Origin of the sequence: Pseudomonas sp. Sample_23 (assembly GCF_004307595.1) — a bacterium.
GTDB classification, from domain to species: Bacteria; Pseudomonadota; Gammaproteobacteria; order Pseudomonadales; family Pseudomonadaceae; genus Aquipseudomonas; species Aquipseudomonas atacamensis.
This window is the reverse complement of record NZ_RCNX01000047.1, coordinates 96,769-111,265: the sequence shown is the minus strand read 5'-3', so window position 1 is coordinate 111,265 and position 14,497 is coordinate 96,769. Positions and strand designations below refer to the sequence as shown.

Sequence of the window (14,497 nt, the reverse complement as noted above, 5' to 3'; positions counted from 1 at the left end):
AGGAAGTTCAGGGTGCGCGATTGTACGCAAGCAATCTGCCTCGCGCAAGTGGCCGACAGGCACTGTGAAAGCGTCGCGAGCGAAGGCAAGACAAGGAAAAAACAGGCGAGGAAGCGGAGTTTACGGGTTGTAAATGAGCATTCCGAGCCTGTTTTTGACGCAGGATTGCCGAGCGCAGCAGCTTTCACAGTGCCTGATCGTGCCTTGACAGGTCTGGGTGGGGGTCCTAGCATGCCGCGCAACCCTTCTGGAGCGACTCTCGCTGATGCAACCCCAAGCTTTCTACCGCGCGGTGGCGGACGATTTTAGCGCCGTCGACGGCATCATCAAGAAGCAGCTGACGTCTCGAGTGCCGCTGGTATCGAAAATCGGCGATTACATCACGTCGGCCGGCGGCAAACGCCTGCGTCCTTTATTAGTGTTGCTGTGTGGCAAGGCCCTGGGTCGCGAAGGCGACGACATGCGCCTGCTGGCCGCCACCATCGAATTCCTGCACACCGCGACCCTGCTGCATGACGACGTCGTCGACATGTCCGGCATGCGCCGTGGCCGCTCGACCGCCAACGCCATGTGGGGCAATGCCCCGAGCGTGCTGGTCGGCGACTTCCTGTATTCGCGCTCGTTCGAAATGATGGTCGAACTGGGCTCGATGCCGGTGATGAAGATTCTCTCCCAGGCCACACGCATCATCGCTGAAGGTGAAGTGTTGCAGCTGTCCAAGGTGCGTGACGCCAGCACCAGCGAAGAAACCTACATGGAAGTCATCCGCGGCAAGACCGCGATGCTCTTCGAAGCCTCTACCCACAGCGCCGCCGCCCTGGCTGGCGCGACCGCCGAGCAGAGCGAAGCCCTGCGCACGTTCGGCGATCACCTGGGTGTGGCGTTCCAGCTGGTTGATGACCTGCTCGACTATAAAGGCGACGCAGAAACCCTGGGCAAGAACGTCGGCGACGATCTGGCCGAAGGCAAGCCAACCCTGCCGCTGATCTACACCATGCGCGAAGGTACGGCCGAACAGGCGGCACTGGTGCGTCAGGCGATCCAGAAAGGCGGGATCGAAGACCTGGAAAGCATCCGCATCGCCGTCGAAGCGTCCGGCTCGCTGGAGTACACCGCGCAACTGGCCCGCGATTACGTGGCCCGCGCGATCAAGTGCCTCGAGGCGCTGCCGGCCAGCGAATACCGCGATGCGCTGGTGGAACTGAGCGAGTTCGCGGTCGCCCGCACGCACTGATTCATCCCCTGTGGGAGCGAGCCTGCTCGCGAAAGCAATCTGCCAATCGACTCAATGTTGACTGACACAGCGCTTTCGCGAGCAGGTCGAATCGTCGCACCGTCGCTCCCACACTAGTTTCTGCGCTATGCCCTCCTCCGCGTAAAACCCTATACAATGTGCGCCCTTTAGTCCTCCTGATACCCAAGGAACCTTAGTGAGCACGTTGCCACCCTGCCCGAAATGCAATTCCGAATACACCTACGAAGACGGCACCCAACTGGTCTGCCCCGAGTGCGCCCACGAGTGGTCTGCCAGCGGCGAAGCCGAAGTGGCGGCTGATGATGCCGTGAAGAAAGATTCGGTCGGCAACGTCCTGCAGGACGGCGACACCATCACCGTGATCAAGGACCTCAAGGTCAAGGGCACATCGCTGGTGGTCAAGGTCGGCACCAAGGTCAAGAACATCCGCCTGTGCGATGGCGACCACGACATCGACTGCAAGATCGACGGCATCGGCCCGATGAAGCTCAAATCCGAGTTCGTCAGAAAAGTCTGAGCCTTGCGTCATCCATCCTGCGCCAGCCGTGGGATGGAGCTTTGCCCTCCCCGCTTCGGCTCAATGAATCCGCGCATGGCCATCAGCCAGCCATTTTGACCTGACACAATTTTTACCCGGAAAAATCCACGATCCGCCAATAGGCACTTGCTATTTGGTGAATAAGAATTATTCTCATTGAAACCTTTCAAGGAGATGAGACCCATGACTTATTTGATCGACGCCTGGCTGGATCGCCCACACCCTTACCTCAGAATTCTCCATCGGGAAACCGGCGAAGTCTGCGCGGTGCTTGAAGAAGAAGCGCTGCATGAGCTGCAGGATCAAGGCGATCTGGACGTCAGCAGCCTCAATTCCAGCGAGCCGCTGGTACTCAAGGAGCTGGTGCGCAATCTGTTCCTGTTCTGCTATGCCCGGGCGTTGCGCCCGACCAATGAGCTGCACAACAAGATCGAAATATGAAACGCGGTCAAAACTGTAGGAGTGAGCCTGCTCGCGATAGCGGTGTGTCAGATAGCCAATCAACAACTGACACACCGCGTTCGCGAGCAGGCTCACTCCTACATTGGCCTGCCATCAAGCAGGCTCGGTATTACAGAACGTCGAGCAGCTCGACGTCGAATACCAGAACGCTGTGCGGCGGGATGCTGCCCACGCCTTGTGCGCCGTAAGCCAGTTCGCTCGGCACGTACAGGCGCCATTTGCTGCCGGCATTCATCAGTTGCAGGGCTTCGGTCCAGCCAGCGATCACGCCGCCAACCGGGAATTCTGCAGGCTGGCCGCGCTCGTAGGAGCTGTCGAACACAGTGCCGTCGATCAGCGTGCCGTGGTAGTGCGTACGCACTTGGTCTTCACGGGTCGGCTTGGCGCCTTTGCCCTGAGTCAGCACTTCGAATTGCAGGCCGGAAGCCAGGGTGGTGATGCCGTCACGCTTGGCGTTTTCGGCGAGGAAGGCCAGGCCTTCGCCAGCCGCAGCTTCAGCCTTGGCAGCTGCTTCAGCTTGCATGATCTCGCGGATCACTTTGAAGCTGGCGGACATTTCTTCCTGGCCAACACGGCTTGGCTTGCCGGCGAAAGCGTCGGTCAGACCGGCCAGGATCGCGTCCAGGCTGACACCCGGTGGCGGGTTATCGCGCAGCTGGTCGCCGAGTTGACGGCCGATACCGTAGCTGACGCGGGTTTCGTCGGTGGACAGATTTACTTCGGACATGACACTGCTCCGCTGTGCGGACGGCCACAGGACTTGCCGTGCGTGCACAGCGCGTCCCGGCGCGCCCGGAACCAAAAGGGCGAGCAGACTAGCACAGATACCCCGGACTTGGGGCCGAGGCTACAGGGCCGAGCGCCAGGCGAGCGGCACTTTCAGGCTTTCATCGAGGTCAGCGACCAGCCCGCACATTTCGTCATGGACTGAGGTGTGCACAAGGTTGAATGGCAGAACCGGGAAGGCATGCAGCAGATCCCGCGCGTGCTCCACTGAGCGCAGCGTCAGCATATTGCCCTTGAGATCGCTCAACGGATACGCCGTCCCATGCATCCTCGCTTCCAACAGGTAAATGCCTCCTTCCATGGAGATCAGGTTCAACTCGTCGACCTTTTTGGCAACAGCAAACGCGTTCAACTCTTGCAGGTTCATGGAAGCACCTCACACCGTGGCGAATCGCACCGTTACAGGCATAGGCCGCTGCGCTTGAAAGCACAAGCCACAAACGAAACCGCCCGTCTGTTTCGCAACAGACGGGCGGTTTTTTTGCCTTGATCGGCTGATCAGTGCTTGGTGACCTTGTCCAGGTAACCCATGGCAAACGCGGACACCACAAAAGTCATGTGAATGATCACGTACCACATCAGATGCTCAGGATCGACGTTCTTGGCATCCATGAAGATGCGCAGCAGGTGGATCGAAGAAATCGCCACGATCGACGCCGCGACTTTCATCTTCAGCGACGACGAGTCCATGGTGCCCAGCCAGCTGAGCTTCTCTTTGCCTTCGTCGATGTCCAGTTGCGAGACGAAGTTCTCGTAGCCGGAAATCATCACCATCACCAGCAGACCGCCCACCAGCGCCATGTCGATCAGCGACAGCAGCACCAGAATCAGATCCGATTCAGCCATGGCGAAGACGTTGGGCAGGATATGGATGATTTCCTGGAAGAACTTCAATGCCAGCGCCAGCAGACCGAGGGACAGGCCGATGTAGATCGGCGCCAGCAGCCAGCGGGTGGCGTACATTGCATTTTCGATAAAGCGTTCCATTGACTCTCACACAAGGGGCTGGAAATGGCGGCGAGTATAACAGCCCGCTGTGACAGCCAGAAACCGCCGGAAAATCCGCCACCTGCGTGTGTGTGACAAAGTTTTTCTGCTAGTGTCCAAAGCATTGACAGCCCAATGACAGTGGACAGGACGCGTGGAAATGGATGTGCGATCAGCCTTGACGACTGCCGGAATCTGCCTCGCCTTGCTCATCGGCGGTTGCTCGCCCGGCGATGAAAAACAAGTCGCCAACCTCGACGAAAAGACCGCCACCTTCGAACAGTCACTGGACACGATCAGCGATCCCAAGCTCAAGGACGCCATCACCGAACTCGGCGGTTCGCTGCTGTTGCTCGAACGGGCCAGGCTCAAGCTCGACGACATCGCGCCGCACACCGAATATGGCGCCGACGCCCTCGCCGTGCTCAAGCACTACCCTACCCCGCAAGCGCTGGTCGATACCTTCATCAACGGCCTGTTCGTGCTGCACAAGGACGCCAGCTCGGATTACCTGACCGATCTGCAACCGGTATTCCCGTTCAACCTGAACATTCCCGGCGGGTTCCTGTTTCCGCACGGCATCGAATGGCACTCGGTGACGCTGAGCAACAAACGCGTGATCGCCTGGCAGCCGGAATGGTCGGAAACCGATCCGGGCATTCAGCTCAGCCCGTCCAGCTCCAACGTGACCAACCCCGATGACCTGACGGTGACCTACCCGTTCATCGATGGCCTGAACGTCGACAAGAAAAGCCTGCCGCAACCGGTCAGCCTGCAAGGCCAGGTCGAGGTCATCGCGCCGCGTCGCCTGTACAGCTTTGACCTGACGCAGAAAGACGTCGGCCAGACCCGCAGCAACGACAACCTCAGCGTCAAACTGCTCAAGCTGGAAAAGAACTATGCCGAGGTCGAAGTCAGCAACAGCCTGCCGCTGGCAGCGGAAGTCGCCGAAATCCGGATCAATCCGCTGATCGTCCAGGCCCGCGACGCCAGCGGCCAATACCTGGTGCGCGCCGGTTCGATCAACGAAAGCCCGGAGCAGGTCGCGTTCTACCAGAAGCAACTGACGCAGTTACAGAAGCAGAAGAGCTGGAGCGACACCCTGGAAAAACAGCTCAGCGACGACCAGCAAGCCTTCGAGAAAGACCACCCGCGCCGCTACAACAAGGTGTATTTCCACGGCCCGATCGACACACTGGAAGTCAGCGTGCTCGACTTCTCCTCGGCAACGGTGACGCGCAAATCCCTGGACCTGCCGGTGCGCACCTTCAACCCGCACACCACGGCCAAAACCGTGCAGCCGCTGGATCTGCCAGTTGTGGTGTATGACGATCTCGCCGCCAACTGGCTCAAAGGCGCGGACCTGACCGAGGAACAATTGAAGGCCGGCGTGCGCATTCATCAATCGGTGGAAGAGCCGAGCGCGGCGCGTATCGAGTTTTCCCACCGACGCACCTTCAATGACGAATTGCTTGGCGACGAACTCAACCCCGGCGTCAGTCCCGTGACCTTCTTCACGGAAAAGCGCGGCGGCAAACTCGACGAGCCGATCGAACTGCCGCCCGAGGCGTATCAGGTCGATCCGCTGCAAGCGACGATAACTTATGATCTGAATCTGTTTCCGGAAACCCCGGCGATTGCCGTGGGCTCGATGCCGTTGTTTCTGGCCACGGTGGCCAAGCAATCCTACGACGCGCAGTCATTGCCCAAAGGCCTGGCGATCAAGGACAACACGCTGGTAGTCGACCTGAAAACCTTCCCGGCCAACGAATGGCGTTTCTTCGTCAAGGACGACAGTGGCCATTACCTCAAGCAGATTCTTTCGGTCAGCCACGACGCCAGCACCGAAGGCCCCGCGCTACTCGGCGTGCACTACTTTTATGGTCGCCCGACTCGCGTGGAGACCTATCAGCGCACCGACCTCGCCACCGTGCAATACGGCTTTGAGGTCAAGCTCGACAAGGCGCCGGTGGACCAGACAGCGCCTTAACCGTTGAGGCTGCGCCCACGACCGCCGTTGATCTGCCGCAACTGCGCTTGCAGATGCAAGCTCCAGATCTGCGGATCATCGGCCAGTTCGTAACCATGCAAGGTCAGGCTTTCAACGATGGTGTCGAGAATCGACTCGGCCGCCACCGGGCCGTGAAACGGGCCCTGGGCTTTGATCGCGGAAGGTTGTTCGCCGGCCATGCCGGCCGCGAAGAGCAGCGTCCACATGCCGTTGTCGCCGGCCAGCGGCTTGACGGCGCATTCGATCCGGGTCACCAGACCCAGGCATTGACGGGTGAGACAGAGGTTGCGCGACATGGCGGCGACCCTCGGTAAAGCCGGTATTCAGCCCCCACGGGAGGACTGGCTCGATCCAGTGATACTGTCGATATCCTTGACCTGAGAATAGAAGAAAAGTGTCCCGCGCAAGCCAAATGGAACCAGAAGGCGCCGAATGGTCATTGTGTGAATATTGGCGTCAGAGTAGTGGCACATTCCCCGAAGATCCCCGCAGAGATCAATCTGGAAAAGCACTGTGGGAGCGAGCCTGCTCGCGAAGACGATGGACCAGCCAACTCATTCGTCGACTGATACAGCGCTTTCGCGAGCAGGCTCGCTCCCACAGGGTCTGGAATGAACTGATCAGGCCGGTTTGGCTTCGGCGAGAGCCTCCTGCGCCAGTTCCTTCTCAGCCTCTTTCAAGTCCTCTTCGCTGATCATCTCGGCGATATCGCGCAGGCGCTCGACCACTCGCGCATTGATGCTGCCTTCGGGGAATTCGCCATCGGCGTTCGGCTCCCCGGCCGGCTCACCCACCAGCAGGCTCAGCGCCTCATCGGCCTGACGCACCGCATACACGTGGAACTGGCCGGCGCGCACGGCGGCGAGGACTTTCTCATCGAGCATCAGCGTGGCGACGTTGGCCTGGGGAATGATTGCGCCCTGTTCGCCGGTCAGGCCGCGTGCTTCGCAGAGGCGGAAGAAGCCTTCGATCTTCTCGTTGACCCCGCCGACTGCCTGCACTTCGCCGAACTGGTTGATCGAACCGGTGATGGCAAAACATTGCTTGAGCGGGGTTTTCGACAGTGCCGAAATCAGCGTGCACGCCTCGCCCAGCGATGCACTGTCGCCATCGACGTAACCGTACGACTGCTCGAGCGCAATGCTCGCCGAGATCGCCAGCGGGAATTCCTGAGCGTAACGGCTGCCCAGATAACCGGTGAGGATCATCACGCCTTTGGAGTGAATCGGCTGGCCGAGGTTGACCTCACGTTCGATGTCGACGATGCCGCTGCCGCCCGGGTACACCGTGGCGGAAATCCGCGCCGGCACGCCGAACGCCGAATCACCGACCTCCAGCACCGTCAGCCCGTTGCACTTGCCGACTGCCGCACCGTCGGTGTCGATGAGGATGATCCCGGCGAGCATGTCGTCGAGAATCCGCGCCGAGACGCGCCCGGTGCGGGTGGCCTTGGCTTTCAGGGCGCGTTCGATATGGCCGGCGTCGGTCATTTCATCGCCGGCCAGATGGCGAATGAAATCCGCCTCGCTGACCAGTTGGAACAGATCGCCAATGCGCGCCGACAAGCGCCCCTGATGCTCGGCCAGCCGTGCGCTGTAGGTCGCCAGCCGTGCCACCGCATCGGCGGTCAGCGGCGCCATGCCTTCTTCCGAAGTACGGGTTTTCAGGAGCTGGGCGAACTGCTCGAGGCTTTCGTCGACCATCGGGATGTCTTCGTCGAAGTCGACCAGAACGCGGAACATCTCCTGGAAGTCCGGATCGAGATCCTGCAGCGTGTAATACAGCTGCCGCGCACCGATGATGATGACTTTGACCTGCAGCGGAATGTGCTGCGGGTTCAGGGTCATGGTGGCGAAGCGGCCCATCTCGCCCAGCGGCGATTCCATTTTCAGTTTGCGCGATTGCAGGGCGCGTTTGAGCGCATCCCACACGAACGGCTCGCTGAGCATTTTCTCCGCTTCGAGAATCAGGAAACCGCCATTGGCGCGGTGCAGCGCACCCGGACGCAACTGCCGGTAAGTGGTGTAGAGCGCGCCTTGATCGGTGGTGTACTCGATGCGGCCGAACAGGTTTTCGTAGGTCGGATGCGGTTCGAACACCACCGGTGCACCGCCGCTGGCCGGATGCCCGACCACCAGGCTTGGTGCGTATTGTTCTTCCAGCAACTTGCGCGCGACGGCGTCGGTCTTGCTGTCGTCAACCAGTTGCTCGACCACGGTTTTCAGCAGGTAGACCTGCATCGCTTGCAGGTAACCGCAGACCCCGGCGTTCTCTGCGTACTTCTCCGACAGCGGCGCCAGCAACGGCTGCAAGGCCAGGGTGATGGTTTCTTCGTTGAGCGAACGCAGTTGATTGTTCGACTCGCGCTTCCACTGCGGCAGGCTGGCGAGTTCTTCGTTCAGGCGCTCTTCGAGGCCGGAAATGTCATCGTGAAAACGCTCGCGCTCGGCTTCCGGCAACTGCGCGAATTCGGCTTCGTCCAGGGCCTTGCCGTCGAGCATCGGGGTGAAGGCGATATTGCTGCTGTCGCGGTACAGGGCGACGTCTTTTTCCAGGGCCAGGCGCTCGATGATGTCCAGCGCCTTGTCGTAGCGCTGGTTGAAGGCACGGTCGATGGCGCTTTTTTTCTGCTGGTAAGACGGGTGTTCGAAAACCGCCGGAAAAGTCGCCAGCAGGTTGTCGATCAGGCCGTTGATGTCACCGATGAACGAGGCCGCCGTGCCCGATGGCAGCTCCAGTGCACGTGGTTCGCGCGGCTCATCGAAGTTGTTGACGTAGACCCAGTCCGCCGGGGTCTGCAGGCGCTTGCCTTCGGCTTTCAGGTAGCGTTTGACGAACGAGAAACGGCCGGTGCCGGGCTCGCCCATGACGAATACGTTGTAACCGGGGCGTGGCATCGCCACACCGAACTGCAAGGCTTCGACCGCGCGTTCCTGGCCGAGCACACCGCGAAAGGGCTCCAGATCATTGGTGCTGGTGAAGCTGAACTGTTCAGCGGAAAACGGACGAGTCAGCGCTTCGGGCGCAAGACGCAGGCTGGCAGCAACAGGATCAGGCATCGGGCTTCCTTAACAATCAGGCGGGGCAGGTAGCGGCATTCTGGCGCTGCCCGTGCCCCACTGGCAAGGCGCGCCACATGACAAAGCATAGACAAGCGCGCGGCCGGCCGACGCGTCCCGATAAATCAGAGGTTTATTCCAAATATTTTGCAAAAAGTCACGGAACCGCTGGAACGTGCCTAAACTCCAAACTGCGCGGCTGGAACTAATACCGGCCCACTGACACTTTCGGCTTTGTCCTCGGGCAGAGCACGAAGGGCCAGAACCCTGTCCATTGGTATGCACATAAAGAGAACAAAGCTATGAAACGGATTCTTCTCGGTACTCTCTTCACCGCTGTATCCATCAACGCAATGGCGCAAGCCCCGGGCGGCCCGGATTGCGGTTGGGGCAACATGCTGTTCGAAGGTCAGCGTGGCACCCCGGCGCACTTCCTTGCTTCCACCACCAACGGCACTTCCGGTAACGCTACCTTCGGTATGACCTCCGGCACCAACGGCTGCTCGACCAACGCGTCCCTGACTTATGGCGGCAAATCCTGGTTCGCCATGAATGGCATGATGAACGAGCTGTCCGAAGACATGGCCAAAGGCAATGGCGAAGCGCTGACCACTTATGCCGTGGTCCTGGGCGTAGCACCGGAAGATCGTGCGCACTTCGCGCAAGTCACCCACGAGCACTTCCAGCAGATCTTCAGCAAAGCTGACGTGACCGCTGAAGACGTGCATACCAACACCCTGGCAGTACTGAAATCGGACCCACGTCTGGCCAAGTACGCAACTCAGGCTTAAGCTCGACCCCGCCCGCTTCCTTCGGGAAGCGGGTTTTGTTTTTTTTGGCCCGCCCCTCTTTGGGTCTTTATTACTTTCCTGTTCAAGTTGCCGACTATGCTCAAACGCCTTGCCTGGCTGGCGCTCTGTGTCTGCGCCCCGCTGTCCGCCGCGCCTCACATCGATCCTCAACGTTTGCAGCAACTGGCCAACGACCGCTTCTGGATTTCCCTCGGTCATTACGAAACCGCCAAGCTCGGCGGCTGGCGCAGCTATGTCAGCGACAAGAAGTTCTTTCTCGCGCCCGACGGCAATGAACATCCGGACCGCGAACTGGCCGCCACCGTGCAGGCGTTGTACGCCCCGGCCAGCCTCGGCGAGCAACACGCACAATGCGTATACCCCGCGCGCACGCGCTGGCTGAAAGCGCAGCTCAATCTCGCTGACCTGCCAGCGCCGGAATGCGCCGAATACAAGCAATGGTTCAAGGACGTCTCGCCGCACAGCGCGGTGATGATTTTCCCGGCGGCGTATCTCAACAGCCCGTCGTCGATGTTCGGCCACACCCTGCTGCGCATCGATCAGGCGGATGTGCAGGCCGACAAGACCTCGCTGCTCAGCTACGCGATCAACTTCGGCGCCTACATCGAAGGCTCGGACAACAGCATTCTGTATGCCTGGAAAGGCTTGATGGGCGGCTACCCGGGGCTGTTCGCGCTGGTGCCGTATCAGGAAAAACTGTCGGAATACCGCAGCCTGGAAAACCGTGACCTGTGGGAATACCGGCTCAATCTGACACAGGAAGAAACCGCACGCATGGTCGAACATGTGTGGGAGCTCAAGCAGATCCAGTTCGACTATTTCTTCTTCGACGAAAACTGCTCGTATCGCTTGCTGGAACTGCTGCAAGTGGCGCGGCCGAGCCTGCGCCTGACCGAACAATTCCCGCTGACCGCAATCCCCACCGACACCGTCAAAGCGGTGAAAGAGGCCGGGCTGGTCGAGCACATCGAATATCGCCCGTCCCGCGAACGTGAACTGCTCAGCCGCGCCGAGCCGTTGAGCGATGATGAACAGCAATGGGTGCTGAAAGTCAGCGCCGATCAAAAAGTCCTGCAAGAGCCAACGTTCAAAGCCCTGCCGCGCGCACGTCAGGCGCTGATCGTCGACGCCGCCTATCGTCTGGAGCGCTACCGCGCCAACGGCCAGGAGCGCGACCCGCAACGGGCGCAGCGCAGTTTCGAACTGCTGCGGGCGATCAACAAGAACCCGGCGCCGGAGCTGGAAATACCGCAACCCGGTCTGCCCGAAGATGGCCACGAGTCCCGCACCTGGCAGGCCGGCCTCGGTACGCGCGGCGATCGCGCGTTCGGCGAATATGGCCTGCGCATGGCTTATCACGACCTCAATGACAATGCCGAAAGCTTCCCCCTCGGCGCGCAGATCGAGATCCTGCAACTGAAGCTGCGCCAGTACGAAGGCAATGACTGGCAGCTGCAGCAACTGGATCTGGCCACCATTCGTTCGCTGACACCGCGCAACGAGCTGCTGCAACCGCTGTCGTGGCAAGTCACCGGTGGCCTTGAGCGGGTGCCGGGAAAGCATGACGACGAAACGCTGGTCAGCCATGTCAACGGTGGCGGCGGCGGCACGTGGCAGTTGGGCGAAGACGTGCTCGGCTTCGCGCTGGGCACGGTGCGCGTGGAACACAACAATGACTTCGCCGAGTTTGTTTCCCCGGCCGGCGGCTTCAACACCGGCGTGCTGTGGAAAAACCCGCTGGGCAATCTGAGCCTGGAAGCCAAGGGCGACTATTTCTTCAACGGCGAAGTGCGCCGCAGCCTGAGCCTGAATCAGCAGTGGGAGCTGTCGCGCAACCTCGGTTTGCGCCTGAGCGCTCAGCGTGAATTCAGCCAGCTCGCCAGCCCGGAAACAGAAGTCATGCTGGAAGTGAAGTGGTATCACTACTGATCCCCGCACACAGCACAAAACCAATGTGGGAGCGAGCCTGCTCGCGAAGGCGGTGGGTCAGTCAATAGTAGTGTTGCCTGACACGACGCCTTCGCGAGCAGGCTCGCTCCCACACGCGCTTTGTGGTGTGCAATGGATTTTTCACAGGCCTTCGACAGCCGCCTCATGAATCCCCTTCTAGACTTCCCGTATCAGCCGAAAACCGGCGCGGGAGAGTGCGATGTGGCGGTGCGTGGGATTGTTGGCCGTTGTATTGGCGCTGGCCGGTTGCCAGACCACCCATGAAGACTTGATCGCCAAGGGCTATCCACCGGCCTTCGCCGATGGTTTCGATGACGGTTGCGTCAGCGGCCGGCAAGCGGCGGGCTCGATCAGCGGTGAGTTTCGCAAGAACGTGCCGCGCTATCTCAAGGACCAGCAATACGCCGACGGCTGGGTCGACGGCTTCCGCCAATGTCAGGCGATGCTCGAAAACAGGGATCGCGAGCAATATCGCAACGAACATTGGGACGAACGCGAACGCGCCTGGCAGCAGCAGAAGGACCAGGACGTCGGGCGGGCCTATCGCTCGCAATAGGTCGCTTGCAGACATCCAGTGAAACCAAACGCCGGCAATCATGGCCCAAATCCTTTAACAGGAGGACTTCATGAGTCGCGCATTCGTCAACGAAGACAACGCCGCCGCGCAGGCCGATCAGCCGGTCGAGCGTCAGGTCAGCACGCAGCCCAACTACGTCACCCCGCAAGGGCTGGCGCAGTTGCAGGCGAAAGTCATCGAGTTGCAGAGCCTGCACGCCGAGCAAACGGCCAAGGGCGAGCAGGCCGACAAGCAACGTCTGGCCGATCTGCAACGGGATCTGCGTTATTTCACTCAACGCCTGAGCAGCGCCCAAGTCGCAGTCGCTGCGACCTCCATTGACAAGGTGCAGATCGGTAGCTGGGTGACTTTTGCCGATGAACGCGACACTGAACACCGCGTGCAACTGGTCGGCGAGGATCAGGCCGATGCCAATCAGGGCTTGATCAACTGGGCCTCACCGCTGGGCCGGGCCTTGCTCGGCGCCCGGCTCAACGATGAAGTGCTATGGCAGCGACCTGCCGGCGATCAACTGATCGAAGTGATCCGCATCGAACCGGCTTAAACCACGCCTTGCGCCAACATCGCATCGGCGACTTTGACGAAGCCGGCGATGTTCGCGCCCTTGACGTAATTGACCTGACCGTTGTCTTCGCCGTAATGCACGCAGGCGTGGTGGATCGACTGCATGATCGCGTGCAGCTTGCTGTCCACCTCGCCCGCCGTCCACAGCAGGCGCATGGCGTTCTGCGACATTTCCAGACCACTCACGGCCACACCGCCGGCATTCGACGCCTTGCCCGGTGCGAACAGAATGCCGGCCTCGATAAAAATATCCACAGCCGCCAGCGTGGTCGGCATGTTCGCGCCTTCAGCCACACAGACGCAGCCATTGCGCAGTAGAGTGCGCGCGGCTTCGGCGTCGAGTTCGTTTTGCGTCGCGCAGGGCAGCGCGATATCGCACGGCAGCGACCACGGATGTTGGCCGGCGCGGAATTCCAGACCATGGGCGCTCGCCAGTTCGCTGATGCGCCCGCGCTTGATGTTTTTCAGTTCCAGCAGCGCCAGCCACTGTGCTTCGCTCAAGCCTGCTTCGCAGTACAGCGTGCCTTCGGAGTCGGACAGGGAAATCACTTTGCCGCCGAGATCCATGACTTTGCGCGCCGCGTACTGAGCAACGTTGCCAGAACCGGAAATCGCCACGCGCTTGCCTTCCACGCTCTGCCCGCGGCGCTTGAGCATCTCCTCGGCGAAGTACACGCAGCCGAAACCGGTGGCTTCCGGGCGAATCAGGCTGCCGCCGTAGGTCATGCCCTTGCCGGTGAGGACGCTGGTGAACTGGTTGCTCAGGCGCTTGTACTGGCCAAACAGGAAACCGATCTCCCGCGCACCGACACCGATATCACCGGCCGGCACGTCGACGTCGGCGCCGATGTGGCGATACAACTCGCTCATGAACGCCTGGCAGAAGCGCATGACTTCAGCATCGCTTTTGCCCTTCGGATCGAAGTCCGAACCGCCCTTGCCGCCGCCCATGGGCAGGGACGTCAGCGAGTTCTTGAAGGTCTGCTCAAAGGCGAGAAATTTCAGCACGCCGAGATTCACCGACGGATGAAAACGCAAGCCGCCCTTGTACGGGCCGATGGCGCTGTTCATCTGGATACGGAAGCCGCGATTGACCTGGACCTTGCCCTGATCGTCGACCCACGACACGCGAAACACCAGCGCACGCTCCGGCTCGCAGATGCGCTCCAGAATGCCCGAAGTCAGGTAATGCGGATTGGCTTCAAGAAACGGCCACAGACTGCGCAGGACTTCTTCGACAGCCTGGTGGAATTCGGGTTGATCCGGGTCGCGTTGTTTCAGGCGCGCAAGGAAGGATTCGACGGATTCGATCATGGGCAAAGTCTCGGCAAATTTATTGTCGTTGGAGGAGATTGGGCCGGACTGTAACAAACGAATTGCGCACAGGAACAGAGCAAGATGTCGCAGTTATGAAATTAAATGGTGCACAGGATATAAATCCAAGGGGTTTTTGATCCGTTTTTGCACCTGAGTGGGGAGCACAGATTCAAGACTTG

14 protein-coding genes are annotated in these 14,497 nt (G+C 60.2%); 8 read left to right on the top strand and 6 right to left on the bottom strand.

Annotated features, from left to right (window positions below; translation table 11 throughout):
* The first annotated feature begins 265 nt into the window (after positions 1-265).
* The 3 genes from D8U82_RS12415 (at position 266) to D8U82_RS12405 (ending at position 2,234) form a co-directional block, all read left to right on the top strand.
* Positions 266-1,234 (top strand): polyprenyl synthetase family protein, encoded by a 969-nt coding sequence (locus D8U82_RS12415; RefSeq protein WP_016773120.1) that lies wholly within the window; start codon positions 266-268, stop codon positions 1,232-1,234.
* A 196-nt stretch (positions 1,235-1,430) separates the two neighbouring features.
* Positions 1,431-1,772, top strand: coding sequence for a zinc ribbon domain-containing protein YjdM (locus D8U82_RS12410; protein WP_016773119.1), 342 nt, complete (start codon positions 1,431-1,433; stop codon positions 1,770-1,772).
* A 204-nt stretch (positions 1,773-1,976) separates the two neighbouring features.
* On the top strand, positions 1,977-2,234 hold the full coding sequence (locus D8U82_RS12405) for a hypothetical protein (RefSeq protein ID WP_016773118.1): 258 nt from the start codon (positions 1,977-1,979) through the stop codon (positions 2,232-2,234).
* Positions 2,235-2,364: 130 nt separating this feature from the next.
* Here D8U82_RS12405 and D8U82_RS12395 read toward each other — a convergent pair whose 3' ends face one another.
* From D8U82_RS12395 to D8U82_RS12385, 3 genes are all read right to left on the bottom strand, one after another.
* Positions 2,365-2,982 (bottom strand): FKBP-type peptidyl-prolyl cis-trans isomerase, encoded by a 618-nt coding sequence (locus tag D8U82_RS12395; RefSeq protein ID WP_125925971.1) that lies wholly within the window; start codon positions 2,980-2,982, stop codon positions 2,365-2,367.
* 120 nt (positions 2,983-3,102) lie between these two features.
* Positions 3,103-3,408, bottom strand: a complete 306-nt coding sequence (locus D8U82_RS12390; protein ID WP_110603155.1) for a DUF6482 family protein — start codon at positions 3,406-3,408, stop codon at positions 3,103-3,105.
* A 131-nt stretch (positions 3,409-3,539) separates the two neighbouring features.
* The gene (locus tag D8U82_RS12385) at positions 3,540-4,028 is read right to left on the bottom strand and encodes a TIGR00645 family protein (RefSeq protein WP_016773116.1); all 489 of its coding nucleotides are present in this window, start codon (positions 4,026-4,028) and stop codon (positions 3,540-3,542) included.
* 160 nt (positions 4,029-4,188) lie between these two features.
* Here D8U82_RS12385 and D8U82_RS12380 point away from each other — a divergent pair, with 160 nt between their 5' ends.
* Positions 4,189-6,018: a hypothetical protein gene (locus D8U82_RS12380; RefSeq protein WP_130887012.1), complete on the top strand. Its 1,830-nt coding sequence runs from the start codon at positions 4,189-4,191 to the stop codon at positions 6,016-6,018.
* Here the strand turns inward: D8U82_RS12380 and D8U82_RS12375 are convergent.
* A complete protein-coding gene (locus tag D8U82_RS12375; protein ID WP_016773114.1) occupies positions 6,015-6,335 on the bottom strand; it encodes a hypothetical protein in 321 nt (106 codons plus the stop codon). The two genes, D8U82_RS12380 and D8U82_RS12375, sit on opposite strands and share 4 nt — an antisense overlap.
* Positions 6,336-6,659: 324 nt before the next feature.
* Positions 6,660-9,098: an ATP-binding protein gene (locus D8U82_RS12370; protein ID WP_024014367.1), complete on the bottom strand. Its 2,439-nt coding sequence runs from the start codon at positions 9,096-9,098 to the stop codon at positions 6,660-6,662.
* Between the two features lie 302 nt (positions 9,099-9,400).
* Between D8U82_RS12370 and D8U82_RS12365 the strand changes: the two genes are divergently transcribed.
* The 4 genes from D8U82_RS12365 (at position 9,401) to D8U82_RS12350 (ending at position 12,981) form a co-directional block, all read left to right on the top strand.
* A complete protein-coding gene (locus D8U82_RS12365) occupies positions 9,401-9,889 on the top strand; it encodes a DUF3015 domain-containing protein (protein WP_016773112.1) in 489 nt (162 codons plus the stop codon).
* 96 nt (positions 9,890-9,985) lie between these two features.
* A complete protein-coding gene (locus D8U82_RS12360; protein ID WP_024014368.1) occupies positions 9,986-11,839 on the top strand; it encodes a DUF4105 domain-containing protein in 1,854 nt (617 codons plus the stop codon).
* 220 nt (positions 11,840-12,059) lie between these two features.
* On the top strand, positions 12,060-12,416 hold the full coding sequence (locus D8U82_RS12355) for a hypothetical protein (RefSeq protein ID WP_125925968.1): 357 nt from the start codon (positions 12,060-12,062) through the stop codon (positions 12,414-12,416).
* Between the two features lie 70 nt (positions 12,417-12,486).
* Positions 12,487-12,981, top strand: coding sequence for a GreA/GreB family elongation factor (locus D8U82_RS12350; protein WP_016773110.1), 495 nt, complete (start codon positions 12,487-12,489; stop codon positions 12,979-12,981).
* On the opposite strand, the gene gdhA is transcribed toward D8U82_RS12350, so the two are convergent.
* On the bottom strand, positions 12,978-14,315 hold the full coding sequence (gene gdhA, locus D8U82_RS12345; RefSeq protein WP_130902280.1) for an NADP-specific glutamate dehydrogenase: 1,338 nt from the start codon (positions 14,313-14,315) through the stop codon (positions 12,978-12,980). The genes D8U82_RS12350 and gdhA overlap by 4 nt on opposite strands.
* Positions 14,316-14,497 lie beyond the last annotated feature (182 nt).

Coding starts and splice junctions, on each gene's coding strand:
- D8U82_RS12415 (WP_016773120.1), top strand. CDS start 266: ATGCAACCCCAAGCTTTCTACCGCGCGGTGGCGGACGATTTTAGCGCC.
- gdhA (WP_130902280.1), bottom strand. CDS start 14,315: ATGATCGAATCCGTCGAATCCTTCCTTGCGCGCCTGAAACAACGCGAC.
- D8U82_RS12350 (WP_016773110.1), top strand. CDS start 12,487: ATGAGTCGCGCATTCGTCAACGAAGACAACGCCGCCGCGCAGGCCGAT.
- D8U82_RS12355 (WP_125925968.1), top strand. CDS start 12,060: ATGTGGCGGTGCGTGGGATTGTTGGCCGTTGTATTGGCGCTGGCCGGT.
- D8U82_RS12390 (WP_110603155.1), bottom strand. CDS start 3,408: ATGAACCTGCAAGAGTTGAACGCGTTTGCTGTTGCCAAAAAGGTCGAC.
- D8U82_RS12395 (WP_125925971.1), bottom strand. CDS start 2,982: ATGTCCGAAGTAAATCTGTCCACCGACGAAACCCGCGTCAGCTACGGT.
- D8U82_RS12360 (WP_024014368.1), top strand. CDS start 9,986: ATGCTCAAACGCCTTGCCTGGCTGGCGCTCTGTGTCTGCGCCCCGCTG.
- D8U82_RS12405 (WP_016773118.1), top strand. CDS start 1,977: ATGACTTATTTGATCGACGCCTGGCTGGATCGCCCACACCCTTACCTC.
- D8U82_RS12380 (WP_130887012.1), top strand. CDS start 4,189: ATGGATGTGCGATCAGCCTTGACGACTGCCGGAATCTGCCTCGCCTTG.
- D8U82_RS12375 (WP_016773114.1), bottom strand. CDS start 6,335: ATGTCGCGCAACCTCTGTCTCACCCGTCAATGCCTGGGTCTGGTGACC.
- D8U82_RS12370 (WP_024014367.1), bottom strand. CDS start 9,098: ATGCCTGATCCTGTTGCTGCCAGCCTGCGTCTTGCGCCCGAAGCGCTG.
- D8U82_RS12385 (WP_016773116.1), bottom strand. CDS start 4,028: ATGGAACGCTTTATCGAAAATGCAATGTACGCCACCCGCTGGCTGCTG.
- D8U82_RS12365 (WP_016773112.1), top strand. CDS start 9,401: ATGAAACGGATTCTTCTCGGTACTCTCTTCACCGCTGTATCCATCAAC.